The sequence below is a fragment of the Mesorhizobium sp. M0954 genome (genome assembly GCF_040319155.1).
Taxonomy (GTDB): Bacteria; Pseudomonadota; Alphaproteobacteria; order Rhizobiales; family Rhizobiaceae; genus Mesorhizobium.
Map to the genome: position 1 here is coordinate 12,675 of NZ_JAMYNR010000027.1, position 26,744 is coordinate 39,418.

The following is a 26,744-nucleotide window of genomic DNA, read 5'->3' on the forward strand; positions in this document are numbered from 1 at the left end:
CCCGCCTCCGGGTCTTTTCAGAGTGCCGTCGCCACCATCAAGCGAGCGGAACGGGCGTGATCCCGTTCCGGCTCGGCTTTCATCTGTACTTGTCCGTGTCGGCCTTGTCGGCCTTCCCACCAAGAGAAGAGCAAATCAGCGCAGGCGGAAACCTCGCGCTCCGGAAACGAACGCTTTCGGCAGCGGCACGGACTTGATACAATCCATCGCTAATTTAGCAGGCGCACTAGGATCAACAAAGTGTCGCTCGAAATTCGCGTTCTCGGAGATCTGACCGTCCTTCGCCTTGGCGAGGTCGTTTCCTTGCCGCCTTCGAAAAAGACGCGGGCGCTGCTGGCCTATCTTGCGCTCGTAGAGCGCCCGCAGCGGCGCGAGCGCCTTTGCGAAATGTTCTGGGAGGTACCGGACGATCCTCGCGGCGCCCTGCGCTGGAGTCTCTCGAAGATCCGACAGGTCGTCGACCTCGGGGACGGCGAGATCCTGCAAGCCGACCGCAACGCAGTTCGCCTGAACACCAGCGAAATCGTGCTGGACATCGCGCCGCTCCGCGGCCTTGGCACTCGCGACATAGAGGCTCTCGAACGGGAAAAGCTGGAAGCCCTCGCCGGAGCGTTTCGCGGACGTTTCCTGGATGACCTCTCACTGCCGCGTTGTCCGGAATTCGAAGCCTGGCGCATTGCGACCGCCGACGAACTGCACGTGACGCATCTGCGCATCCTTCGGGTGCTAGTCGACCGGCTGGCGGATGAGCCGGCGCGGGCGCTTCCGTACGCCCATGTCCTGCACGGGCTGGAGCCCGGAGACGAGGCTCTTCGAGCAGACATCCGTCGGCTGAGCGAGGCAGCACGGCAATCCGCCATGGTCCAGAGCCGCGCCTCCACGGAGGTCGCTCCCGCCGGTGAGAGCGTCACTCCGACCCAGGTTTGGCCGGGGGCGGAGATACAGCTCCCCCCTGCGCCGGAGCGGGTCCTTGCGCAGGAGATCCGGCGGTGCACAACGCCCGACGGCGCGCGCCTCGCCTATTCCTTGAGTGGTCAAGGCCCCCCTTTGGTAAGGGCCGCCCACTGGATGTCCCATCTCGAGCTCGAATGGGACAGTCCGGTATGGAAGCATTGGATCGAGGGCCTGTCCGCGCACTACCAGCTGATACGCTACGACCAGCGCGGGAACGGCCTATCGGATCGGTATCCCGCCGACCTATCCTTCGAGGCCATGGTCGCCGACCTGGAGAGCATCATCGATGCGGCCGGTCTGCGCCGCGTTTCCCTGCTTGGCATTTCCCAGGGATGCGCCGTTTCGATAGCCTATGCCGTCCGGCATCCTGAGCGCGTGGCCGGGATGGTGCTGTATGGCGGATTTACCAAAGGCTGGCGCAAACGGGGCAATCAGCGCGAAATAGCCCGCCGCGAAGCGATGGGAGCGCTGATACAGGAAGGCTGGGGCCAAGACGACCCGGTGTTCCGGCAGATGTTCACCTCTCTCTTCATTCCGCAAGCAACGCCGGAACAGAGGAATTGGTACAACGAGCTGCAACGCAATACCGTCTCGCCCGAGATTGCCCATCGCATCTTCGAGGAAGGCGCCGTCATCGACGTGGACGAGCTGTTACCGCGGGTCCGCGTTCCGACCCTGGTGATGCATGCCACGAGGGACGCAGTCATTCCGTTCGATCATGGCCAGGCGATGGCTGGGAAAATCCCCGGGGCGCGTTTCGTCGCGCTCGACAGCGTCAACCACGTGCTGCTTGGCCATGAACCGGCATTCGCGACCTTCGTGGAAGAAACGCGTCGTTTCCTCGCCGACCCCGAACAGACGCAGCAACTGGCAGGCCCTCCGGCGTCCTTGGGAATCAACCGCTCTCGGCAGTACATAACAGTGCTGGCCGCGGAAGTGATCAGTCCCGTGCATCTCCTCGAAACGGCGGATCCGGAAGTAGCAATTCGCGAATTCCAGCCCGTCGAGGATCGGGTGATAGAAGTCGTGGAAAGCCACGGCGGCGTCGTCACGTCGGCTGCTGACGGGACAATCACCGCAGCATTCGGCCTCGCTCGCGCCACCGAGGATCACGCTTATCTTGCGTGCCGCGCCGCGCTTGCGGCCAAGCTGGCAGTGGAGGAGCTTTCCCAGGGCGGGATCCAGTTGAGGGCCGCAATAGACACCGGGGAGGTGATCGTACGGCAGCAATGGACGACCGAAGCCAGTAAGGTTGAACTGGCCGGAGCCGCGCCGCGTGCAGCCAACCGGCTGATGCGTGCCTTGCACCGTGCGACGATCGCCGCGACAGGCCGAGCGCGCGCAGCCGCGGGGGGCTATGTGCAGATGCACCGCTTGGCGCATTCGGAGCATCCGCACCTTGGCCGCGACGAACGCATTTACGAGCTGTTGGGCGAAAATTACGCGCTGTCGCGCTGGCACCTGAGGGCCAACCGTGGCCTCACCGGACTGGTGGCGCGCGAGCTCGAGCTCAAAATCCTTCTTTCAACCTGGCGCAGGGTCAGGGAGGGCCACGGCCAGGTCGTCGGGATCGTCGCCGACCCCGGCATGGGCAAGTCGAGGCTTGCCCATGAATTTCTCTCCCTCGACGAGGTGGCTGGTTTTACTGTGCTTGAATGCGGCGGTCTGGAGTTTGATTCGTCAGTTACTCTGGGCGCTGTAAAGAAACTGCTGCTCTCGGCTTGTGGCATTCGCGGCGAAGACGGCCTGGCGGAGGCCCAGCGCCTGTTTGCCTTCAAACAGGCGGAGCTGAACCTGGATCCACGTCACACGGCGCCGCTCTCCTTCCTCGCGGACCTGCCGATCAACGATTCTTCCTGGCAGCATCTCGATGCGCGAGAGCGGACCTCACGGGTATCCGAGGCGATGAGCGCCTTTCTCGTTGCCTTGAGCCGGGCCGCGCCCGTAGCCGTGCTTATCGAGGATCTGCACTGGATGGATGCCGAGAGCGAGGCCGTAATGAACAGGCTGGTCGAAGTCATGGGCGCCAACCGTATCATGCTGCTCGCCACCTACAGGCCGCAGTACCGGCACGAATGGAACCGCCGCGGCTATTTCCAGCAGATAAGGCTCGAGCGGTTCGCGCGGGACGAAATGGAGCAGTTCCTCACCGAATTGCTGGGATTCGATCCCAGTTTGGGGGAACTGCGGAAATCACTTGCCGAGCGGGCCGAGGGCACGCCGCTATTCCTGGAAGAAATGGTGCGCGGACTGGTGGCGGACGGCGTCCTTGCCGGCCAGTCGGGCCGCTACGAGCTCACGAGACCGGTGGAATCCATCACCATCCCGTCGACGGTTCAATCGCTCATCGCCGCACGCATCCAGCAGCTGGGTGACTCGGAAAGGCAGGCACTCCAACTCGCTTCGGTTATCGGCAAGAATGTTCCGTATCCGCTGCTGCGGGCGCTCTCGCCGCTCTCGGAGGCGGAGCTGGAGGTATGCCTGGCCAAACTGCAGACTTTGGAATTCCTGTTCGAGGTCCAGAGCTATCCTCACGTGGAATATACGTTCAAGCACGCGCTGACGCTGAAGGTGACCTACGAATCCCTCCTGGCAGAGGACCGAAAAAGGCTGCATCGGGCTGCATTGGTTGCGATGGAAAGACTCTATGCCGGATCGCTGAACCACCACATCGAGCAACTGGCCGAACACGCGCTTCGTGCCGAGGCATGGGAACCTGCCGCGGATTATCTGCTGCAAGCGGCGGGTCGGGCCGAGGAACGCTCGGCCTATTCCGCCGCGGTCCAGTTCCTCGAAAGCGCCCGCAAAGCGGTCGCCGCTTTGCCCCGAAATCCGAAAACCCTCGCCCAGGCGATCAACCTGCGGGTGCGGATGCGGCCCGCCTACGGCGCCCTCGGTGCCTATCGGAAGGTGCTGCCGCAGCTGTTGGAAGCGCGCGAACTGGCCATGGAACTGGGCGATCCGCAACTCATTTCCGACGTGTTGCTCCACTTGAGCTATCTCAACAGCTCCCACGGCCGCTACGAGGAGGCGCTGGAACCGGCCGATACACTCAAGCGCGGCGCGACGGCAAACGGCGTGCAGCGCTGCATAAGCGAGTCGGATCTGGCCGCCTCACAGGCGCTTCTGATCCGCAGCGAGGCGCGGCAGGTGCTGGAGCGGCTTGTTCCGCATGAGGAGAGATTCACCAAAGCTTGGCGTCTTGAGCGTTTCGGACAGCTCGGTGCGCGTGCGGTTTGGTACCTGGGGCACCGCGCGCAGGCGGAAGCGCGCCTTGGCCGGTTCGACGATGCGGAGCGCTCGCTTGGCGAGTTGCAGAAGGTCGCCGCCGAAGTGGCGCGCCCGATCGACAGCTGCGCGGCCGCCTATTTCACCGGTGTGGTGGGCGTCCTGCGCGGGCCCGAGCCGACGCTTGTCGAGGCGCTGCAATTGTGGTCCTCCGAAGCCGCGACCAGCGGATCTATCCTACTCCGGCCATGGCTGTTGACGGTGCTCGGGTATGCGGAATTCCTGCTAGGCCGCAACCACGACGCGGGCGCCACCTTGGAGATGGCGGTGACCGAGTCTGAGCGGCTCGATCTTGCCCAGTTCGAATGTCACGCGCGCGCTGTACTCGCATGCGTGCGTGCGCGCCTCTGTGAGCCGGAAGCCGCGGCCAATCTCGGCCATGCGCTCGAGCTTGCACGGGGACGCCGCGATCCGTGGAGCGAGATCGTCGCACTGCGCGGCCTTGCCGAGCTGAAAACTTCCAGATCGGCCATTAGTTGGCTCGAACAGGCCTGCAGCCTTGCCAGGCGGGTTGAACTACGGCCGGAGCTTGCCCGCTCCTTGCTAGCTCTCGGGCTTGCGAAGCGGCGCGGCAAGATCGCTGGCGCGGATGCCACTCTCGCGGAAGCGGCCAAGCTCTACACAGAAATGCAGATGCGGGAGGATTTCTTCGAAACGGAGGATCCGGCCGGAAATATCGTGCGCGATCGCATAGCCGCCACGGTGTGACTCCTCCGCATCCACGCAGTTGCCTCGAAGGTTTACGCTGCCTGTAGGGCAGGCAAGTTGCGGTCACGCAGCTCGCGCATGGGTCAGCAGCGCCGGGAACAATCGCCCAATCGCGGCCGGAATGCGGAAACCAGCTCACGGATGATGAGCCGAGTCGGAGCCGGTGCAACTTCGCCGCACAACACCAAGACCCGAAAGCCAAATCGGGCATATTCCCGAGCCGGCAGGGACGTGTGGAAGTCGAGCCTGCTCCGCAGAAACTGTACGAGTGCAGTCTGAAGTTTGGCTCATCGCGTCGAAGGTGCCGGCTCCGCTCCAGTGGTCGATGAAACGAGCTGTCCGGAGAGATGGCTACCGCCGATCAAGCCGTCGTGTATCGCGCTGCGACCGCCGGCATTCGCCGAGCACCTCGTGGCCCTCAGAGTCCAGCTTACGCTGCCGGCGAAAGGCAACGGTTCATAAAGGGAGAGGCCGGCCAGCCGGTCTTGACGCATCGCCGCTGTATGCAGGGCCAATCCACCGCCATAGGAATGGCCAACAAGATGCACTCCGTCATGGTGGTCGATCATCTCCGGGACCCCGGCGGCTTCGTCGGCCAGATGGAAAGCGCCGGCGATAGTCCAGGTGCCGCCGCCCGGCGCCCCGATCAGACCGGGTGGGATGAACCGGTATCCGTCATCGAGCCGCTCCGCCAGGTTGCGCCATTGCCGTCCGCTGCCGCCGGGAGCAGTACAGGACGATGACAAGCGCGTGGCACACCTTAGCGAGACGCAGAACGTCGATACGTCATCGGATGACCTCCCCCTTCGCGCTCAAAAACGCCTGAACGCGTGCTGGTATCACGCCCAGCAAACCAAGTGATCGAGTTGATTTCGAAGCGGGTGATGCCGACGTCGCGCAGGAGGTAGTCCGGCAGCTCATGAAGCTGTCGACGGTCCCGCTGGATGCGAATGAAACGCCAGACTGCGGCCAGCATTGTTCCGCCGGCCCAGCGCGAACCTCGCGTTGTGGTGAGCGAGAGGGATGGGTTCACCATTGCACTCATTTTGATTTTCTCCATGGTTGCGGGCGCTGACTACGGCGCCAGTGGAGCCCTTGTCGTGGTCGGGCGTGAGCGTCAGCGTTGAAGTCAACGTCGATTTTTTGCCGCGCCAACGTTGTATTCGACGGTCAGGCCGCGGCTCGGCGGGAGGCGTCGAGAAACATTGCCATGTGAGCCGCCAAAGCCTCGGCATCGCGGCCGACGCCATCGAGGAAGCTGGAGCTTCGATGGCGCATGAAATTGAGGCCGAGCACGTAAAGTCCCGGATACGAGCAGATGCCGCCATCGTTCAGGATTTCGCCCCGGGTGTCGAACACATCCAACTTCAGCCATGGGTATTCGCGGCGATAGCCGGTGGCCCATATGATGGTCTCGATACCCTCGTCGATGAGGTCGATTTCGGTCGGTTCGGCGCTCAGGATCAGGCTCGGAATGGAACCGGGATCGATCGAGTCACGACCCTCGGCGACGGCCGCGCGGTCTATGTTGTCCAGTACGCGCCTCAGTGTGCGTTCCGCCGCCGCGGTCGTGTCGGCGAGATCGCCATTGAACCGAATGCGTGTATCGCAGGCGGCAATGGCTCGACCGACAAGACGAACGCCTTGCTCCTGAAGGCCGGCGAGATCGAGCGACCTGCGCTCGGGTGTCCCTATGAGCTGCAGCGAGGGCTGCCGCCGTGCCGCGGCGAGATCCGAGACTTCGGCGACGGGCTTGACAAGCGCTCCCAGCCGGTCGAGCCACCACAGGATGTCATGCCCGCGATATAGCCTAGGCAGGCGTGTATGGCTGCCGACCGACAGGGTTACCGGGCGCCCGGAGCGATGGATCTCCTCCGCAAGTTGTATTCCCGTCGCCGAGGCTCCGGCCACGAGAACGCCGCCCTGAACCAGCTGCCGAGGATTGCGATAGTCTCGCGGCACGATCTGCCTGATACGGGAGGAGATGTGCTTTGCGATTGATGGAATTCGGGGCCGGTCGCTGTTTCCGGTCGCGACCACGACCGCACGCACGCTCCATTGGCCACGATCGGTCAGCAGCCGGAAGCCTCCCTCGATCTTTTCGACCGAAAGCACCTCCACACCGTCCTCTACCGGCGCGGTGATCGAGCACGCGTAGTCCTCCAGGAACCCGACGGTCTCGGCCATTGTCATGAAGCCATCGGGATCGGCCCCGCGATAGCCGCCGCCGGGCAGGCGCGTCATCCAGTTGGGCGTCAGCAGGCGCAGCGAATCCCACCGTTCGCTGCGCCAGCGCTCCGCGATCCGGCCGCGCTCCAGAATGACGTGGTAGATTCCGCGCTCGGACAGGCACCGGCTCATGGCGAGACCCGCCTGTCCGGCGCCGATAATGGCTACGTCTGTACGCTGCATGGATTCGCGCCTTGTAAGCAGGGGCAACAGATCGCCGGCGCCATCCTCTCCAGGACGAGGCCGGCGATATTGCTCTTGCGGACCGAAGTCAGCCTTTGACGGCAACCGAGACCGGCACGCCGTTGGTCAGCACGTCGAACACGGCGGAACGGGTGCGCGACTGCATCACGATTTCCTCGAGCTTCTCAGCGGGAGCATCGCCCTTGATCTTGAAGGAGATACGGATTCCTTGGTAGCCGTTGCGGACCTCATTCGAGATGCCGAGGATGCCGCGAAGGTCGATGTCGCCTTCGACGGTCGATTCCACCTCATGCAGCGTCACCCCGCGCACGGCCGCGATGTTCGCGATGCCGGCCGTGAGGCATGAAGCAAGCGCGTGCAGAAGATATTCGACCGGCGTCGGGCCGTTGTCAGTGCCGCATAGGACGGCTGGATGGTCGCTGTCAGCCCGGTAGGCCGTCTTGTGAGACTGCTCGGTGCCGGCGCCGAAGAAGTTGGCCATCGTGCTGCTGCTGTGCGTGCCGGCAATCCAGCGGCTTTTGGCACGGAACTGGAACTTGGCAAGCTCGGGCTGCCCCGCGACGGCGTTGATGGTGGCCAGAAGGGTGGGCGTGTCGACGCCGTTCCTTGGCTCCCGCGGCGCCTTCTTAACGGCAGACTTTTCCATGACCATTGTATCGTCGTGCATGTCATTCACTCCTGGGTTCGGATGTTGCGCGACCGGGATCGTCCCGGACGGCTAACCCTCGGGCGGCAGCGTTTGACGTGCAGTGGGAACGACAGTGGGAAAACGAGAGGTTTTTTGCGTCAGCCAACGGTGAGCCGCGCTGGTCTGCAGTCAGCAAAACGACGGGCCTTCAAACGCTTGCTTCGCCGCCACGCTGCGATCCTCCCGTAAGCGCCGAGAAGGCGTCACAACCGAAACCACAGGAGATCAGACCATGTCTCGTTCGTTTGGAATGGATACCCGCCCGTCCTCGACCGACTGGGCAGTGATAGTTCGCGGGCCAAGCAAAGCCGAGGTGCTTGCCCATATCGCGAAGACTCACACATACGCGAGCACCCTGAATCGGCACGGCCGCGAAAAAACCACATGAGGCTTGTTGCGGCGGGAGTGCCGATCGGCCCCCTCGACAACACTTGTCGGAATAATGTTTTCGGTCGACGTCCAGCCAGGCAAAGAAGACCGCGCCCGAACACGTCCGGCGAATGTCGGGATTTTCGCTCGACGCCTGCTTCGAGGAGCCAGCCCGCACTCGGGAATGACCGCATTACGATCAACTTGCGTCGTGCCCGGTCTTGCCCAAAATTCCCGGAGATGCTCGGCGCCCAACCTGAGATTGCCGCTCTGTCCGGTTTCAACTCGGTCACCCGAGTTGGAGGTGGTGGCTCCAACGCCGAGGTCGTCGACCGACACGCCTCCCACAGAAGTCGATGTGGTCGCGCTGGATGACCTCGCAGTCAGGTTGGCAACGGCCTACCAAGCTGCTTCGCCAGCTATTCGCTAGTCGGGCCAGTTCTCATCCCGTTATCCGCCTGTTCGCTTCTCGGGTTCGCGGTGGGTTTCCGACGTACGCCCGCCGATGCGAGCTCAGTCGACGAGGTGAATACTGTTATCAGAGGAGCTGATGTGGGCTGCTGACTCAACGTAACATATGGCGGGCTTTGCTTAGCACGCCGACCAGTCCGGTAAAGGGGGGTCTGCCTCTGCGATTACTTAGTTCAGGCAAGTATGTATCAGCCCGCACTTGCGGGCCGATATCAGCGTATCAGCGGCCGTGGAACTCGAAATCCCAGCCGACGGCCGAAGAGAGCGGCGGAAAGCTAATGTGCGAGGGAGATCGGTTCCCCCTTGAGGCCTATTTTTACGCCAACAGCGTGAACCCATCCTTCTCTCAGATTTATGGGTTCACGACCTAGGGTATTCCGACACCCAACTATCCAGCGAGCCCCGGATAGCTTAGGAACCAGGGCTGCATGCGTTCGAACTGAGCCGCCATCGCCAGAACGGTTTCGTCGGCGTGCCGCCGCCCGATGATCTGCAGGCCGACCGGCAGGCCCCGCGCCGTAAGGCCGGCCGGAACCGAAATCGCCGGATGGCCGGTATAGTTGATCGGATAGGTCATGCACCAGCCGATCAGCGGATCGACCGCCTCGCCATTGATCGATGTCGGCCCGATCGTGTTGCCGTCGGGGGCATTCTTGACGGGCGGAACGGCCAGCGTCGGCGAGACGATCAGGTCATGGGATTCGAATACATCCTCGAGGCCGTCAAGGACGCCGGTGCGCAAAAGATCGTCGAGCGCATGGTCGACGGCGGACACCTTGTAGCCGCCCTCCAGCATGGCGAGGAACTGCGGGGTGAGCACCTTGGCGTGCTTGCCCATTAGGTCGATGCCCTCCTGTTTCCAGTACACGGCGATGGCAGCATAGTGGATCGAGATCGTGCGCACCCAAAGCGCCGCCAGTTCCTTGTGATCGGCCCTGAAATCGAGCTCGACCTCATCAACCTCAATGCCATGTGCTCGCATGACATCGACGGCCCGGGCAACGACGGTGGCGACCTCAGCGTCGACCGGAAAATTGCCCAGTCGCGGGCTGTAGGCCACGCGCAGTTTCGGCGTCCGCCCGGCAACGGCGCCGACATAGTCAACGCCGTGATCCGGCAGGCAGAACGGGTCGCGGTTGTGAGGCCCGGCCATGATCTTGGTCATCAGCGCGGCGTCCGCAACGGTGCGGGTCAGCGGTCCGATATGGACCAGAGGATGTCCCCACAAGAAGGCGTCGGGGCGAGTCACCGAAGGAATGCGGCCGAAAGAGGGCTTGAAGCCGACGGTGCCGCTGAACGAGGCGGGGATGCGGACCGAACCGCCGCCGTCCGTGCCTTGCGCCAGGGCCGCCATGCCGTCGCCGACCGCTGCCGCACTGCCGCCGGACGAGCCGCCGGAATTGTAGCCGATCGCGAAGGGCGTGCTGGTCGGCCCGAAGCGCAGATTGTCGGTGATACCTTTATGGCCGAACTCCGGCGTGTTGGTCTTGCCGAGCACGATGGCGCCTGCGTCGAGCAGGCGATCGACCGCCACAGCACTTGTTTTGGGCACCCGGTCGTGCACCGCCCACGACCCCATCGAGGTCGGCACGCCGGCCATATCGTCGAGGTCCTTGATGCCGACTGGGACGCCATGCAGCGGTCCAAGCGGACCGCCTGCCATCACGGCCTTTTCGGCGGCCCGCGCAGCTTCCATCGCCTGGTCGCCGAGAACCAGCGTATAGGCGTTGACCACCGGGTTGCGCGCCTCGATGCGGCGCAGATAAGCCTCGGTTACTTCAACCGGCGACAGGTCGCGGCGCCGGATGCGCTGGGCCAGTTCCGTGGCCGGCAGGAAACAGATCTGGTCGTCTGCAGAAGTCATAAGCCGTTCCACCTTGTTGGGTGCTATTTGATGAACACTGGATTTGCCGCGCCGCCGGTGCCCTTGCTCACTTTGACCGGACTGGCGCAGTAGAAGCCTTCGTAGCGGCGGTCCGAGGCACAGTCGGCGGCCAGCAGGTCGAGCGATGCCATTTCGGTGAACGCCACGCCCAGATTGCGCATCAGCGCGGCGTGCAGCACCAGCATCAACCCGGTCTCGGGCTCGTAGGTTGTCTCGTTGGCCAGCGTGTCGGTAACCAGACAGGGGATCTGCATCTCGTCGAACCAGCGCACGAGGTCGAGGCTGAAGGTCAGTCCGGGTTCCCAATATCCATCGCCGACGCGCTGGCTTCCCGCCGCCAGTGCGCCGACCCAGCCGGTGCGAACGAGAAGGATGCTGCGCGGCAGGATATCGACCGCTTGGGCCCGGGCGCATTCCATGAGGTCGCGATGCGTGAATGTTTCAGCGCGCTCAAGGGCCGGTTTGCCGCGGAACCGGGCGATGTCGAGCAGCACGCCGCGTCCGACGATCCCGCGCTCCGCGATCGGCATGATGCTGGCCTTGGTCATGCCGCCATTGGTACTGCTTGCCGCGAAGCCGTTCCAAAGCGTGTCGTCGAACCACATGTGGCCGAGCGCGTCGCAATGCGTGCCGGCCTGTGCGAAGCCGGTGATATAGTCGTCTGCGAATTCGAGGCCGCCGGCAAGCGGTTGCCAATGACCGTTCTCGAAGCCGGCCTTGTCGGCGACCATGAAATGCTTCGCCGGCCAGCGGCCGGGAAAGACGGCATCGCCCTCAGAGGTCCCGACCGGCACGCCGAGGGTGAAGGTGCGGCCGTCCCGCACCGACGCCAGGCCGCGCTTGACCTCGTCGGCGGTCAGATAGTTGAGCGCTCCGATCTCGTCGTCGGCACCCCAATGCCCCCAGCGGCTCGGCGCATTGCCCAGCAGCCGGCGCAGCGTCATCGTTTCAGTCGCGCTCATGCTTCCGCCTGCGCGGTCGCCGGCTGCCTGGCGCCGGTGATATAAGCGACGACGTCCTCCATGTTGGTGCCGGAACTTGCGAGATCGGCGACCTTGCGGCCCCTGCGCATCACCACCACGCGGTTGCACACTTGCCAGAGGTGATCGAGATTGTGGGTGACCATGACGATCGTCAGCCCCTGGGCGCCGAGTCGTTTGATGAGGTCGAGCACCTCACGGGATTCGCGCACGCCGAGCGCCGCGGTGGGCTCGTCGAGCAGCAGCAGCTTGTGGCCCCAAAAGGCACCGCGCGCGATCGCCACCAATTGGCGCTGGCCGCCGGACATGCGATCCACCGGTTTGCTGCGCACCCCGGGGATATCGATGTGCAGTTCCTCGAGGCCGCGCATCGCGATGTCGCCCATCGATTTGCGGCGGATCCAGCGCAGCAGCGCCGGGCCGCGGCCAAGCGCAATCTCGCGGCCGAGAAAGAAGTTTTCGGCGGCAGTGAACGTGCCGATCAGCGACAGGTCCTGATAGACCGTCTCGATGCCGAGGCGTTGCGCTTCGGACGGCGGCGACAACTTTTGCGGCCGCCCTTCGAGGATCACGTCGCCGGAAGTTGGGTCATGCGCGCCGGCCAGGATTTTGATCAGCGTCGACTTGCCGGCACCATTGTCGCCAACGAGGCCGAGTATGTCGCCCCTGGCGATGTCCAGCGAAACGTCATCGAGTGCCTGGATGCCGCCGAAGCTGCGGCAGATCCGGCGCAGGCTGAGCAGCATCTTCTGCGCCATGGCCTATCCCCTCGCATAGCGGCGGCCAATACCGCCGAGCGCTACGGCGACGACGAGAAGGCAGCCGGTGAACAGGAACTGCGTGAAGATCGGCGCGCCGATCATGGCCAGCCCATTGTTGCCGACGGCGACCGTCAGCACGCCGATCAAGGTGCCGAGGATATGGAACTGACCCTCTCGCAGCGCCGCCGAGCCGAGGAAGGCGGCCGAAAACGACGTCAGCATGAAGCTGTCACCCGCCGTCACCTGGCCGGAGCCGAGATTGGAGGCCATCAGCACGCCACCTATAGCAGCACAGGTGCTGGCGATGGCGAAGGCAACGATGCGGCTGCGATCGACGGCGACGCCGGCGCGGCGCGCTGATTCCGGGCTGACGCCAATGGCCTTGATGTGTTGGCCCTGCACTGTGCGGTTGAGGATCACCCACAGCAGCGCAAGCACGACGGCCATGATGATGACGAGGTGCGGCACTCCGGCAATCCGGCCGATCGCGATATTTGTGAATTCGCGCGACTGGGTGAGCTGCAGCGGAATTCCGCCCGAATAGGCGTAGTTCAGCCCGACGACGATGGTGCCCGTGCCAAGCGTGGCAATGAAGGCGTTCACCCCGATCTTCGAAACGACAATGCCGTTGACAATGCCGATGACCGTTCCGAGGCCGACGACGAGGAAGATGGCGGGTAGGATCGGCAAGCCACTGCTGCTCAACAGCCCGACCACGAGAAGCCCGCAGAAACTCGCGACATAGCCGATACTGAGGTCGAAATCACCGGCGACGAGGGGCACGGTGAGGCCGGCCGCGACAATGGTGCCGATCGCCATGTCGTTTACGATGTTGCGAAAATTGCCGATGGTTGCGAAGGTCCCCGGCTCCAGCACCGAGAAGATCCCCAGCATTGACGCCAGCACGATGATGGTGCCGTAGGTTCCAAGCAGGCGCATGAGCAACGCGCGCCGCTGTCGGGCATTGGGCGAGGCATAGCCGGTCTGCGTTGACGGCAGGACGCGGGGCGCCTCTGCCGGAGCGTGGGTTTCGGGCAGGGAATGATTAGCGGACATGGCGGCTCTCATGACAGCACTCCGGCCCAGCCAGGCAAGTCCGGCCCAGACCCACAATCAGGAGAGCTTACTGCGGATTGTCCTTGATGAACTTGTCGACGTTCTCTTTGGTGACGAGCGTATAGCCTGGCACGAAGGATTTGGGCTTCCACTGGTCGCCGGCTGCCAGGATGTCGGGAATCTGATCGACTAGCATTTTGCCTGCCGAAGTCAGATCGACACCGAGCGTGGCGGTCATCGTCCCGTCCTTGACAGCCTGGACAGCGGGCGCCGTGGCGTTGAACGAATAGACCTTCACGTCGCTGCGGCCGTTCTGCCTCAGCGCCGCGATCGCGCCCATAGCGTTGTCGTCATAGCAGTTGAAGATGGCGAACGGCCCCTTGGCGTTGGCATTGGCTGCAAGCCAGGCGCTGGTCGCGGCCTGCGAGGATTCGGCAGCACCCGGGATGCTGATCTCGTGCGAGGTCGCCTTGAGCCCCGGATTTGCCTTGACCGCCGCATCGAAGGCGTCGGCTCGTTCGCGGCACGGAATGCCGGGATGGTAGGTGAGGTCGAGTACAGTTCCGGACTTGCCGATGTCCTTCAGCATCAAGTCGATCAGCGGTTGCGCAGCACCGGTACTTGCAGATAGCGCGATCCCGTCTGCCATGCCGCCGCCGGCCGAAAGCACGGGGATCTTTGCGTCCGCCGCCGCCTGGAGCCCGGCCGCCAGACCCGTCGAATCGAAGACCGTGACGATGATGGCGTCCACCTTCTTGGTTGCCAGCTGCTTGATGCTGGTGATCGCTTGCGAAGGATCGCCATTGGCATTGAGCGTTTCCACCGACCAGCCCTTAGACTTGGCTTCCTGGCTCATCGTGTCGACCATCTGGTTTGTGTCGACGTCGGATGTCGAGAAGGTGACGATGCCGATCGTCAGCTTGTCATTCGCGGCGAGGGCGGCCGACGTGAAGGATGCTGCGACGAGCGCTGCGGTCGAGAGTTTCTGAAAGCGGTTCACTGTGCGTATCCCCTGTTGACCGAGTGTTCCGGCTCACCTCCAGACCGCGCAGCAGCCCAGCTTGGGCCCATCTACAGGTCGTCACAGTCAGTCTGTTTGTTCGTGCGAGCCACGTACTAACTATAGGCACAAGCTCTTATGCCGCGCAACGGCTAATTTCAACCGGCTTTGGTCACTCGAGGTTCAATCGCTGTGGGGCTCTTGGGGCAAGCGCGCAGCTAGGCCGCCTTCTTGATCTCCGCGACCTGAACGCCCAGTCGGAACGCCTGACCGTCTGCAAACGAACGCGCGTAGCTCTCAGATGTAAAAGGGACCGTGGTGGTGGTGCCGTTGACCGTCACGCGAACCGACCACTCTTTGTCCCTAATGATTTCAACGGCATGTTGCTCATGCGCAGCCATGCATTCCTCCCAGAATCTTCCGTTGAGGATGGGAGGATAGCGTCGTAAAACTGGTTTGCATGCAAATAATCCGACACCGCGACGTCGAAATGTCGAAACACGCACAGCTAGGCTTAAGTCGATGGCCTCGCCTTGAGCTGTTCGAGGTGTTCCTTGGCGAGGTTGAAAAGTGCGGTGGCAGTCTCTTCAGCCTCCGCCCGGAAGCGGACATCGCGGGTGACAATGCTGCAGGTCGTGTTCGCGCCAACTGCGGACGCTTGAAGCGAAGTGCGCAATGACCGGTCCGTTGGCTCAAAGAACGTTCCGCTCCGCCGGGTTTCGCTCTATCAACTCCGCCACAAGGCGTTGAAGCCGCCAGAGGCTGCTGTCATGTATGCCTTTGGCTTCGAGGTGAGAAACCGTGTTGAACAGGTATTCGGCCCCGCTTCCCCAATGACCGCAGGCCAGGGCCAGGACATCGGCAACGGCTTCAAGCGACTGACGACCGGCATAGAGAGGTGACGCGCGGTTCATCACAAAGGCCAAGGCCGAGATAGGCCCGGAAGCGGTCGCCACCGTGATCCACCGGGGCATGCTGTTGGCCGGCTTGTAGGTGAATTCGCGTCGAAAGAGTTTGCCGAATTGGCGTTCGAGGTTGTCCTTTGGCAGGTCGTACAGGACGCCGCTGCATTGCCCCCCACGATCGAGGGCCATCATAAGGCCTGGCTGCTCCGGCGTGCCCCGAAAACGGGTCATGCGAAAGCAGAAAGCGCGATGCCACCCACGAGCGAGGCCTACCTGCTCACCGATATGCTCGATCTCCGGCTTCCAGATCAAGGAGCCGTAGGCGAACAGGCGGGTCGGTGCTTTCGGGGCCGGATGAGTTCGGATCATTTGCTCGACCCAGCTGTCGTAGTCGGCATCGGTGTGTAGCTCGGCACCTGGCGTCCAACCCTGGTCCTGAACGACCTTGTGGACCCGCGCGACGTGGTCCGCGGTCAAGGTCAGCTTTCTCATTTGGCTCGGCATCCCGTGCTCCATCGGATCAGGATCGCGTATCCTTGGCAGATACTACGGGCGTTGCAAGATACGAACCGATGCACGGCGTGAATGAGTCTTTGCCCCTTCACCGATGACAGCAAAGCGCCCCGCATATTCGCCCTCGAACGATTCCATGTGGTTTCGGCAATCTAGGTTTGGGAGACGCTTTTCTACTCACTGTGAAACCCTGACCATCAGCTTGCCGAAATTGCGGCCCTTGAGAAGACCGATGAAGGCCATCGGCGCGTTCGCGAGTCCCTCGACAATGTCCTCACGATATTTGACCTTCCCCGCTTGGAGCCAGGCCGAAACGTCCCTGCCGGGGCGGTTGGACGTGTGCTGTTTGGGACATGCAGAATAATTGGCGGAGTGCCAGAAAGTTCCTCCGCGCTCGCGCTTCGCACCGCGGTGCGACCCACAGCGTCTTGCCTAAGGGACTTTGCGGCGTAATTCGCTCGCGTTCGAATTGAGAGCGACCTCGGATTGAACTCGCGGATTACCAGGCGGACAAAAAAACCCCGGCGCTGGGTCGTTGCGCCGGGGCTTTGGGCACGTACAAGCTACACCAACATGTCCGTTTATGAACGTGCGCTAATAAAGTGAAAAAACGGTGAACCACGCATAGGCTGAAGGGCGCACGCTCAAAGCTGGGGTGAAGCGGCAATATCAGTGATGACAAGTTGCGCACCTGATTGTTCCACCCAGCTTTCGACCGAACGAGGGGGCGAGTATGCCGGCTGTGTTGATTTGCCAAGATGATGTACTCCGTCACCCCTCATGCCGATGAAGGGAGCCCGCTCGAACCGCAAATCTCGAAATGTCTAGTGATGGCCCCTGGACCCCGCACATTCGGGGATTCGAAACTGATTTCCAGGTGGTGCTAAGCAAGGCCGGCAAGGCGGAGACGATCACCGTAATGCTAGTATGCTCATACATCGCGCTTTGCTCTGAGGGCGGCCCAGCAGCTTGGGTTAGGGGGGCCGCTGGGCCTGACCAGCGAGCGTTCGGGAATGCTCGACTGGCTGGTTAGTATTTTAGATAAATCTAATATAATCGAACCATGCGAACGAAGTACGCGGCGGTAAGAAAGTGGCTAGCGTCCGATTCACTTACCGCGCGTTTTTGCCTTGGGTTCTGGCGAGCTTTCGGACGGGTTTGCAGCCAATTTTGCAGATCGCCGATCTGTTACCCACAGGGACTTTTTCCTCGTCAGCAAATCGTCACGATCGCCCTCAGCGGTCGCTCGGCTATGCATGGCAGCTATGGCGTAGTCGGCTCTGTTGGTTCGATAGTCTTCTTTTTGGACAGTCATCGTTTGCTCCCAGTTTCATAGCCCCTCTTTTGCCCTGGCGGGGAGATTAACTGCCGGTCCATCACGCGAGTCAATCGATGAAACGACCCCTCCGCAGTCGCGAGGGCGGGGAGCAACCCGACAATTTTTAACGTTGGAACGGCTTACAGACTGCAACACAGCCGCCCTTTCGTCGGGCTGCGTTGATCGCGTTCATGTTGCCCTTCAGCTCGCCGGTCTTGGCTTCACGTGCCTTGATGTCGTGTTGTCCATCATGCTGCCAACCGGCAAGCCAAGCCAAAACACGCCGTCCACGTCACGGCGCGCGCCTGTCTTGTACGGCCATTATCGGCGCCAGGTCGGAACTCGTTTCGGTAAAGTTCGGCTTCCAACTGGCTGCAGGACTTGCCCGCGTATACGCTGGACGAAACCAGCGTGGGCTTGATGTCGGCTGGGCGAGTAGCGCAGCCCGACAAAACGCTGATGGCTACAAACGCACATAACTTGATTTTCATGCTTCCCCGCAAAATGCCCGCGGTGAGCAGGCGCTGAGGGCAGGACGAAGTCTATGTGCCTTGACGGCATGCGGAATATATTCCTATTTTGCGGGATGCCGCACCCTCGCCGACACGAAGCCGTTTCCGAATATCACCTCGCCAAAATTGAACGACAGGCGTGGCTTCTGACGGTAGAACTCCGCGACGCGCAGTTGTCGCTCAAGCCATTTGGCGAGCATTGGGAAGCGATCGACCATCTGCAACGGGACATAAAGCGGGCGCTCAATCTGCTTAACAATAGGCCGGCAGACTACGAGGAGCCGCATTTCGCGCCCATGTCGCGAGGGTGAAGAACTAGCCTGTCAGTTTAGTGAAGTCGTGGCGCCGCGCGCGAACATGTGCCAGCAAATTCGTTTCGTTTACGACCCCTGATTGAAAGAGATTCAGCGTGGTCGAGGCTAGAATCTGACCGTCTATCGGGGTGCTATACCATTTGGCGTCGGCGGTTACCTGGTCGACAACCCGCTGGCAGATCGCCCGATCTTTAGGTCTAAGGAACTGACTGTTCAGTGCTCGTAGCATCTCGACGCCTTGAAACGGGGAGTCACCTGTCTCCCGCGCGATACCCATGCGTGGTCTCCGAGCATGGACCCTAAACGCATTCAGACGGAAAATTGCCATTCGTTTGAGTGGTACCGACGTCGCGGATAAGCGGCGGTCCGCGAGCTGATCCACCATGTCGCGCAGCGGCTTCTTGCGTTTTGGCGTCCTGTACTTCTCGACCAGCCTGACCTTGTCGATGTCGATCGTCACCAGCGGTCCCAGATCGACGGTCACCCTGCCGCCTTCCTCGTGTATGCGCGTGATCTCTCCGGTAGGCTCGATCTGCTGCCCCTTCTTCACCTTGGTATGATCGATGATCGAATGCGGAAGCTATAGCTCGGGATCGAGACGTTACGCCGTGCTGAGTGACCCGTTTGCGAAGGTGGCCGGGATCGCCACCTCGTCACGAATGGAAATTCCGCGCGCCGTTCCATGAGTCTGGTGCGCTCGGCGCCTTACTCAAGATATTGCTAATTATGCATGAGCCCGCTTCCTCCAATCGATGGATGAAGCCGATCGTGCCGGTGCTACTTTGATGCATCGCGCGACTTACGCGACAAGAGCTGGCTCCAGGGGCAAAATATGAGCAAGACGACTCTCACTGCTATCGCAATCCTCGCGATCAGTGTCGGCTGTGCCGAAGCCCGTAAGGTCGAATCCGCGACCCTCGGCACGTACGCCAATTCGAAGAACCTGCCGGCTTGTACCGCGTCAAGCTCACTCTTCGAAGTCCTTGGTGATAAATGTTTTCTCGTCCCAGGTTCGATGATCTATGGCGACATCGCCGAACTGTCGCAGACAATCACTTTGAGTTGGTAGCCGAAGCAAAAACCTCCCAGCGCGGCCTCCATTCTCCGGTATGAAGTTGCCCTTGCAGGTGCTGCCGTGACCCCAGATATCGACCCAGTCTTCGCGCGCCGCCAATACCGGCGCAATCCCCAGTCACCGCGGGCCTCTCCAAAATTCTTATGCCGTCCGCACCTGCGGTCGAGCGTGTCGCGCCAACACAGCAGCGCCTCTGCATCGTTTGGGCAACCTAACGCATAGCTTCCGGTCCGGAAATTCGCTTACGCGTCTCATCGTCCATTCGGCAGTGGAAAATTAGGCCGATTTGGCAGTGCTCAGATTCGCGTAGCCGTCCTGTGTTCCGCTCGGAGAGGATGGCGAGTGGTTGCGGCAACTGCGCCTCAAGCTGGCTGGCGACCGCCGTCTGCAGCGTGCTGCTGCGGAGCAGCGCTGACGCTGCGTTCGTCCGGACCGTCGCAAGACCGGCTTGATTGTATCGAACCTGAAACAGACCAACGCCGGCCCAACCTACACCTGAAACCAAAAGACAATATCGATGACCTCCAACAGCTACGCTCCCAAGGGTTCAAGCGCCTGCAAACATTGACCATGCCACTTTCGCTATCGCCGCTTGGATGATGACGGCGGCATCAATTTCATGGAGCAAGCTTTGCCGCCAGGGGGTTCTGCCCGATGGCCGCGACCAGGCTCGTGCATACCTCGATCACCATCACCACACCCTGCGAGACGCGGAAGAGGCAAGCCGCTTCATGAACTGGCTAGAAGACCCCAAAACCCAAAAGCCGCTGATCGATGCGAGCCCCAGTAACGAAGTGTAACCGGGTTCCCACTACAAGAAGTTCAAACCGCGCAGACCGCTGATCGATACGACCACGATCTTCAACGGTCTTGCCCTAATGGAAGCCGCCCCAATGGAAATCGCCACGAACGGCTATACGAACAGCCATCTGATGACGTCACGGCGCTTTGCGCCTCTCTTCTGGACGCAGTTCCTGTCCGCCTTCAACGACAATTTCCTCAAGAACACGCTGGTGTTCCTTATTCTGTTCACCCTGGCGGCGGACAAGGCAGCATCACTGGTCACGCTGGCGGGTGCCGTCTTCATGGCTCCTTTCCTGCTCCTGTCCGCCCTTGGTGGCGAGATCGCCGACCGGTTCGACAAGGCGCTCATCGCCCGTCGGCTGAAATTCACCGAGATCGCCGCTGCGGCTGTCGCTGTCGTTGGAATCGCGCTGTCGTCGATCCCGGTGCTGATGATGGCGTTGCTCATGTTCGGCATCATCTCGGCACTGTTCGGACCGATCAAGTACGGCATCTTGCCGGATCATCTCGAGCGCAAGGAATTGCCTCGCGCCAATGCCTGGATCGAATCGGCAACCTTCGCCGCCATCCTCGGCGGCACTATCGCCGGAGGCGTCGTCTCGGCCGATGGCATTGGCGTCTCGGTGTTCGGGCCGATCATGATGACCCTTGCCGTGGCCTGTTGGTTTGTCAGCCGCTACATTCCGTCCACCGGTTCTGCGGCTCCCGACCTAGTCATCGACAAAAACATCTTTCGCTCGACCTGGCGACAGGTGAACGGTTTGCGTGCCGACAAGCGGATCTGGCGCGCCGGACTGATGACGTCGTGGTTCTGGCTGATCGGGGCCATTGTCCTTTCGATCCTGCCTGCGTTGGTCAAGGATTCGCTCGGTGGCGGAGAAATCGCTGTCACCGCCTATCTCGCGGTGTTCGCCGTCTCGATCGCCATTGGCTCTGCCATAGCCGCATGGATGTCGCAGGGCCGCATTGTGCTCTTGCCAGCCCCGGTTGGCACTGCGTTGATGGCACTATTCGGCTTGGACCTGGCCTGGACCATCTGGGGTATGCAGCCTTCGCTCGGGGCCGAAACGCTCGCAATATTCTTCGCCGGGCCAAACACGGTCCATGTTGCGATCGACCTTGCCGGCATGGCTATTGCCAGCGCCTTTCTTGTCGTACCGACGTTCGCCGCCGTACAAGCCTGGGCGCCCGAAGCCAGCCGCGCTCGCGTCGTCGCCGCCGTGAGCATCGTCAATGCAGGCTTTATGACGGTGGGCGGCATACTTGTTGCCGCGATTCAAGCAGCGGGCGTCTCCACTGGAGGTATCCTGTTCGGCCTCGCCGCACTCAACGTGGTCGCCGCCTGGCTGATGCTGAGATATCTGCCAACCAACGCCTTCCGCGACTTCGTTTCCATTCTGTTCCGAGCCTTCCATCGTCTGGAGGTGGAGGGGCTGGAAAACCTCCAGGCGGCCGGCCCGGCACCCATCCTGGCGCTCAACCATGTCAGTTTCCTCGACGGGCCGCTGGCTTTGACGCTGACGGATGAGGAGCCGGTGTTTGCCATCGACTACACCATCGCCCAAGCCTGGTGGATGAAGCCGTTCATGAAACTTGCGCGCGCTGTGCCGCTCAATCCGGCCAAGCCGATGTCGACCCGCACGCTTATCAAGGTCGTGCAAGGCGGCGATCCGCTTGTCATCTTCCCCGAAGGCCGGATCACCGTGACCGGCGGCCTGATGAAGGTCTATGACGGTGCCGCCATGGTGGCCGACAAGACCGGCTCGATGGTCGTGCCAGTGCGCATCGACGGCCTGGAGAAGAGCTATTTTTCGCGGCTGAGTTCGCTGCATGTGCGCCGCCAGCTGTTCCCAAAGGTCAAGGTGACGATACTAGAACCGGCCAAACTTGAAGTACCGCCGGATCTCAAGGGCCGGAAGCGCCGCGCAGCGGCGGGTGCTGCCCTCTACCAGGTCATGTCGGATCTCGTCTTCCGCACCCAGGACATCGACAAGACTGTGCTGGAGAAGATCATCCAGACGGCGAGCGAACGCGGCATGAAGCAACTGGCCGTGCAGGACCCCGTCACCGGTTCGCTGAGCTACGGCAAGCTGCTGACAGCCGCCGCCGTGCTTGGCGAGAAATTCAAAAACCTCTATGCCGGCCAGCAGACGCTCGGCATCATGCTGCCCAACGCTAACGGCGCCTGTGCGACGCTGCTCGGCATCATGTCCGCCGGCAAGGTTCCGGCGATGATGAACTTCACTGCCGGTGCGGCCAACATCCTCTCCGCTTGCAAGGCCGCCGAGGTGCGCACCGTGCTGACTTCACGCGCCTTTGTCGAACAAGCGAAACTTGGCGCCGTGGTCGAGGAACTCGGCCGCTCGGTCGATATTGTGTGGCTTGATGATCTGCGGGCCACCATTGGCCTCAAGGACAAGCTGCTCGGCCTTTTGCGCAAACATAGACCCCGGGTCGCCCGCAAGCCCGGCCAACCGGCGGTGATCCTGTTCACCTCAGGTTCTGAAGGCACGCCTAAGGGCGTGGTGCTCACCCATCGCAACATCCTGGCTAATGCCGCCCAGGCCGCCTCGCGTATCGACTTCCATTCGGGCGACAAGGTCTTCAACGTGCTGCCGATCTTCCACTCGTTCGGCATGACAGCAGGTACGGTGCTGCCGCTGATCTCGGGCGTGCCGGTCTATTTCTATCCCTCCCCGCTGCACTATCGCATCGTGCCGGAGTTGGTCTACGCATCGAACGCGACGATCATCTTCGGCACCGATACGTTCCTCAGCGGCTATGCGCGTACGGCACACCCTTACGACTTCCGCTCAGTGCGCTATTGCTTTGCCGGCGCGGAACCGGTCAAGGCTTCTACGCGCGCGACCTATATGGAAAAGTTCGGCCTCCGCATCCTCGAAGGCTATGGCGTGACCGAAACCGCGCCCGTGATCTCCATCAATACGCCGATGTACAACCGCTCCGGCAGTGTCGGCAAAATCATGCCGGGGATGGAGTACCGCCTGGACCCGGTGCCTGGCGTCGAGGATGGCGGACGGCTTTTCGTGCGCGGGCCCAATGTCATGGCAGGCTATCTGCGCACCGAGAAGCCGGGCGTGCCCGCGCGGCTCGACGCCGGCGGGCTGTCCCCCGGCGGCGCCGGCGGCGCCGTCGACGACGTCGGCTTCATCACCATTCGAGGCCGCGCCAAGCGCTTTGCCAAGATCGGTGGCGAGATGATTTCGCTGGCCGCCGTCGAGGCGCTGGCGGGCGAATTGTGGAAAGGCTCGCTCTCGGCGGTCGCCGCCGTGCCAGATGCGCGCAAGGGCGAAAAGCTGGTGCTCATTACCGAGGCCGTCAACGCCACACGTGCCGAATTCCTGGCCTTCGCCAAGGCCAACGGCGCCATGGACCTGATGGTGCCGGCCGAAGTGCGCGTCGTTGCGAAAGTGCCTGTCCTCGGCTCAGGCAAGCTCGATTTCTCCGCTGTGACCAAAAAGGTGAGCGGCGAAGACATGAAAACCCAAGCGGGCTTGACAATAGCCGACTGAGGAAGTCGGCCTGTTTGCCCAATCACGTGAAACTAGGCTAGACGCGGATGCATGCAGTTTCGAACGAGGCTTCGACTCGCTTCTTGTAAAAAAAAGGCAACGTTGAATGCTGACATTCGATGGCTACCACGCCTCGGGCCTGTCGATGCCGTCGAAGAAGGTGACGGGGCAATCTGACGCCGGCAGACCTGCCCAAGGAAGGCAGCTATTCAGCCGGGAATCCCCCGAATTGTCCGGGAGTTAGCCTATTGCCCGTTGTTTAACTCACCAGAAACTCACTGGAGATGATTCATTATCGACGAAACTATGCGGGAAGCGTTGCCTTGGATATCCGCTCTCCGTCCAACACGGAAGCAAGCGAACCTCAAATGCAGTCTGTCTCACAACACTGCGCTGGCTACAGCCAAGTTCATTTCATCAGTCTCGTTGCAGAATTCGTTGTCAATAAGTCACTTGCGCCAGCAAAATAAATTGAGCCATTGCCGTTCATCTCGATCCGGTTGACCACAAAGATGCGAGGCTTACTGTCGGTCGACAATGCACCGCCACCTGTAAGAAAAAGCTTTTGTGACGGCAGATAGACTATACCGCCTAGATCTGTATCGCCACCGCCAATGAGCGTGGAGGTTCTCTCCACGCCTTGGGGTTTTTGAGCTAGCGCGATCCCCCTCCACGGGCCGCTGGTCGGCGCCGTCAGGCGTAGCTTGGCGCCGGCCTGCATTGTGGTGGTTGCCTGATCGTCGAGTAGAACGATAGTGGTACCTTCAGCTGCATCGAGAACCGCGCCGGAGGAGAGCGAAAGCCCTCCCGTCCTGATAACATACGTTCCCGCGGCAAGATTGACCACCGCTCCGACCGATAGAGTGAGCCCTCCACAAAAAGTGCCGGGAACGAGATTTGCGGTGGCGTTTTTGATCACCACGTTATTGTAGGTGCAGACATTGTCTGTTGGCCAGACCAGTCGGGAGATAATGGGATCTGCCAGCTCTTTCTGATTGAAAAGCGGTTGAGGGTTGAAGCCGACAGACGGCCCGGAGGGGCCGACGACTGACGTCACCAATGTCCTGATGGACGATGCGCCATTCGTGGCTAGCGCAGACCCCGATGTTGAATTCACCTGCGCAACGCATTTCTGGCCATTTATCGATGAAGACCCCGAATTCGACCATGCGTTCGAGGCGGACCGATCTAACACGAGAAGACAGACTGGGTATCGCGGATAGGCAATCGCGGTTGCGCTTCGGCTAATATCAAGTTTATCGACGCCAAGGATTGCCGAGAAGGCCAATTCCTGCGGTTGGTGCAATACAACCGTCACAATTGTGGGATTGGTTGATCCAACCGTCTGGTGGGCGTCACCACTATAGGGACTTCGCGTGGCCACAAAGGTGGGGCTGGCGAAAGTATCAACGTTCTCCTGACGCTGCTCCGACGTCATATCGCTGCTGTTCGCGCTTGCCACGGCCAACTGAAGGGCCGTGGAGTCGGCTCCCTCCTGCAACTGTTGGGCAGTTCGGCTCACGCGCGCAAAGTCTATCGCCACTCCGACGCCCAAAAGCACGACTGGCAAGACCAACGCAAACACCACGGCGAGGTTGCCGCGTTCTGAACGCCAAAATCGTTCGGTCACCCGCATGGAAGCCCCCTTCATTTAGCTGGGACTAACCTAGAGGCAGCATATGGAGGGTCCGTTTCGCGAGCCGGTAAAGTTGTCTCGATCCCACAATCAGCTTGCGGGGAGCAGCTGAATCAGCGTCTCAAATTCACCACGATGACGCCGCCGAGCGCCAGTGCGCCGCCGTCTGGCGCCGGTCTGGCGATCGTCAAGGCCGGCGCCATTTCGATTGGATGTTCGAGCTGCCCGAAACCACAGGACCTAAGTCTGACCGCGTTGGGCAATGATCCTGCGCACAATGGCGCCTGGAACTTGCACGGCGGGTTGAAGTTGATAGCGTCGTCATGCGTATCCTAGTCCTTCATGCGCTGATAGGGTCCGCTCCCACTGCTCGCACAGTGGCGAGCGGACCCTCGATCGCGCCCGCCTGCAGGAAGCCGCCAAGACCTGCGACCCCAAACGAAATAAGAACAAAAATGTCAAGAGCGCCTTGACCGGAGAGGAATTTGTTCCTTATTTCTGTTTCAATCTGAGGCGGGAAGGAATGGTCGCGAAGTGCCAAAAGCGCTGGTAGGCGAAGCTATGGCAAGAACAGCGGAGGACAATTTCCGGATCGAGGTTTGGGACCGCGAGGAGAAGGCGCTTGTTGAGACGATAAGTCGATCGCCGGATTCGAGCGTCAGCCAGGCCGCCTGGCAGGCAGCTATCAGGCGCCGGCCGGGGATGCTGCTGATCCACTACAACAGCCGGCATGTGATGGAGAAGATCGTTACACCAGGCGAGCCCACGGTTCCGCCGCATGCCATCGTTGCGGGTAGCGTGCACGCCGGCCTCGACGTATCGCTTGGCGATCTGCGCGAATGGCACACGCTGCGCGCTTGGTGCAAAAACTGCTCACATCATGCCGAGGTGAAGGCCGCTGGCCTGGTCCGGCCCTATGGCAAAGATGCGCTGTTCAGCACGGTCGAAAGGGCCCTGTTCTGTACGAGCTGTGACAGAGGCGGCCCGGTCAGGTTGGAGATCCACAAGCTGCCGAGGAACTGAAGCGCTCGCCTCGTGGGGAAGGTGGCCGGCGCCGCTTGGGGGGCGTTGGGGTAGTTTGCCTGAATAGGCGCCGGCCGGGCGGGTTGGGGTCCGCCGCGGTGAATAGTACCGAACTCGGCGATTCAGGTAATTCCGCGATCACGGAAGACGGCCTACGCGCACCCGTCGGTTTCGCTTTCCTCATCAATCGTCTTCACTGCCAGGTAGGCGTTGGTTTCCAGCCACTCGCCAAAGCACAACCTGGATGAGGTCCATTCGGCCAATTTTCATCTCAGCGGGCGATGGAATTGGGCGCGTGATTGTCAGGGAAAAATGTTTTGTTCGTCTCGAGAGCTTCAGCCCAGCTTCAACAATCCGGAAAGTGGCCGCTCACTATTCAGGTCGGCGGCAGCCGAGTGCCGGTCGCGCAAAGTGCCCCACTTGGAGATACAGACCGATACGGCGCAGCCCCTTCCACCGCTGAGTGGCGGCAGGCGATGTCGGCACGGACCTTCAGGCTCGATCCCCGGGCACTTCCC

General features: G+C 61.5%; 18 protein-coding genes and 1 pseudogene. 4 read left to right on the forward strand and 15 right to left on the reverse strand.

Annotated features, from left to right (window positions below; genetic code table 11):
* The first annotated feature begins 240 nt into the window (after positions 1-240).
* On the forward strand, positions 241-4,950 hold the full coding sequence (locus NKH93_RS27005) for an alpha/beta fold hydrolase (RefSeq protein ID WP_352973604.1): 4,710 nt from the start codon (positions 241-243) through the stop codon (positions 4,948-4,950).
* Positions 4,951-5,237: 287 nt separating this feature from the next.
* Here the strand turns inward: NKH93_RS27005 and NKH93_RS27010 are convergent, their stop codons facing one another.
* From NKH93_RS27010 to NKH93_RS27075, 14 genes and pseudogenes are all read right to left on the reverse strand, one after another.
* Positions 5,238-5,696: an alpha/beta fold hydrolase gene (locus NKH93_RS27010; RefSeq protein WP_352973605.1), complete on the reverse strand. Its 459-nt coding sequence runs from the start codon at positions 5,694-5,696 to the stop codon at positions 5,238-5,240.
* 14 nt (positions 5,697-5,710) lie between these two features.
* Positions 5,711-6,010 (reverse strand): DUF1127 domain-containing protein, encoded by a 300-nt coding sequence (locus NKH93_RS27015; RefSeq protein ID WP_352973606.1) that lies wholly within the window; start codon positions 6,008-6,010, stop codon positions 5,711-5,713.
* A gap of 110 nt (positions 6,011-6,120) precedes the next feature.
* Entirely contained in the window at positions 6,121-7,362 is a 1,242-nt protein-coding gene (locus tag NKH93_RS27020; RefSeq protein ID WP_352973607.1) for an NAD(P)-binding domain-containing protein, read from the reverse strand.
* 88 nt (positions 7,363-7,450) lie between these two features.
* The gene (locus NKH93_RS27025) at positions 7,451-8,035 is read right to left on the reverse strand and encodes an OsmC family protein (protein WP_352838150.1); all 585 of its coding nucleotides are present in this window, start codon (positions 8,033-8,035) and stop codon (positions 7,451-7,453) included.
* A 1,264-nt stretch (positions 8,036-9,299) separates the two neighbouring features.
* Positions 9,300-10,775 (reverse strand): amidase, encoded by a 1,476-nt coding sequence (locus tag NKH93_RS27030; protein WP_352973608.1) that lies wholly within the window; start codon positions 10,773-10,775, stop codon positions 9,300-9,302.
* Positions 10,776-10,798: 23 nt separating this feature from the next.
* Positions 10,799-11,758, reverse strand: a complete 960-nt coding sequence (locus tag NKH93_RS27035; protein ID WP_352450303.1) for a cyclase family protein — start codon at positions 11,756-11,758, stop codon at positions 10,799-10,801.
* On the reverse strand, positions 11,755-12,534 hold the full coding sequence (locus NKH93_RS27040; protein ID WP_352973609.1) for an ATP-binding cassette domain-containing protein: 780 nt from the start codon (positions 12,532-12,534) through the stop codon (positions 11,755-11,757). Before NKH93_RS27040 ends, NKH93_RS27035 begins: the two co-directional genes overlap by 4 nt.
* Positions 12,535-12,537: 3 nt before the next feature.
* On the reverse strand, positions 12,538-13,593 hold the full coding sequence (locus tag NKH93_RS27045) for an ABC transporter permease (protein WP_352973610.1): 1,056 nt from the start codon (positions 13,591-13,593) through the stop codon (positions 12,538-12,540).
* 67 nt (positions 13,594-13,660) lie between these two features.
* Positions 13,661-14,593, reverse strand: a complete 933-nt coding sequence (locus NKH93_RS27050; RefSeq protein WP_352450300.1) for a sugar ABC transporter substrate-binding protein — start codon at positions 14,591-14,593, stop codon at positions 13,661-13,663.
* Between the two features lie 218 nt (positions 14,594-14,811).
* A complete protein-coding gene (locus NKH93_RS27055) occupies positions 14,812-14,994 on the reverse strand; it encodes a hypothetical protein (protein WP_023679139.1) in 183 nt (60 codons plus the stop codon).
* A 291-nt stretch (positions 14,995-15,285) separates the two neighbouring features.
* Entirely contained in the window at positions 15,286-15,990 is a 705-nt protein-coding gene (locus NKH93_RS27060) for a gamma-glutamylcyclotransferase (protein WP_352973611.1), read from the reverse strand.
* Between the two features lie 198 nt (positions 15,991-16,188).
* Positions 16,189-16,332 (reverse strand): annotated as a pseudogene (locus NKH93_RS27065) (NADP-dependent oxidoreductase); the annotation flags it as partial.
* A 1,571-nt stretch (positions 16,333-17,903) separates the two neighbouring features.
* Complete coding sequence (locus NKH93_RS27070; RefSeq protein ID WP_352450298.1) at positions 17,904-18,128, reverse strand: hypothetical protein; 225 nt, start codon at positions 18,126-18,128, stop codon at positions 17,904-17,906.
* 28 nt (positions 18,129-18,156) lie between these two features.
* Positions 18,157-18,639 carry a hypothetical protein gene (locus tag NKH93_RS27075; RefSeq protein WP_352450297.1) on the reverse strand — a complete coding sequence of 161 codons (483 nt, stop codon included), beginning with the start codon at positions 18,637-18,639 and terminating at the stop codon, positions 18,157-18,159.
* Between the two features lie 348 nt (positions 18,640-18,987).
* Here NKH93_RS27075 and NKH93_RS27080 point away from each other — a divergent pair, with 348 nt between their 5' ends.
* Positions 18,988-19,224 (forward strand): hypothetical protein, encoded by a 237-nt coding sequence (locus NKH93_RS27080; protein WP_352450296.1) that lies wholly within the window; start codon positions 18,988-18,990, stop codon positions 19,222-19,224.
* 899 nt (positions 19,225-20,123) lie between these two features.
* On the forward strand, positions 20,124-23,567 hold the full coding sequence (locus NKH93_RS27085) for an acyl-[ACP]--phospholipid O-acyltransferase (RefSeq protein WP_352973612.1): 3,444 nt from the start codon (positions 20,124-20,126) through the stop codon (positions 23,565-23,567).
* Positions 23,568-23,976: 409 nt separating this feature from the next.
* On the opposite strand, the gene NKH93_RS27090 is transcribed toward NKH93_RS27085, so the two are convergent.
* Entirely contained in the window at positions 23,977-25,203 is a 1,227-nt protein-coding gene (locus tag NKH93_RS27090) for a pilus assembly protein TadG-related protein (RefSeq protein ID WP_352973613.1), read from the reverse strand.
* A gap of 561 nt (positions 25,204-25,764) precedes the next feature.
* Between NKH93_RS27090 and NKH93_RS27095 the strand changes: the two genes are divergently transcribed.
* Positions 25,765-26,226 (forward strand): hypothetical protein, encoded by a 462-nt coding sequence (locus NKH93_RS27095; protein ID WP_352973614.1) that lies wholly within the window; start codon positions 25,765-25,767, stop codon positions 26,224-26,226.
* The last annotated feature ends 518 nt before the right edge of the window (positions 26,227-26,744 follow it).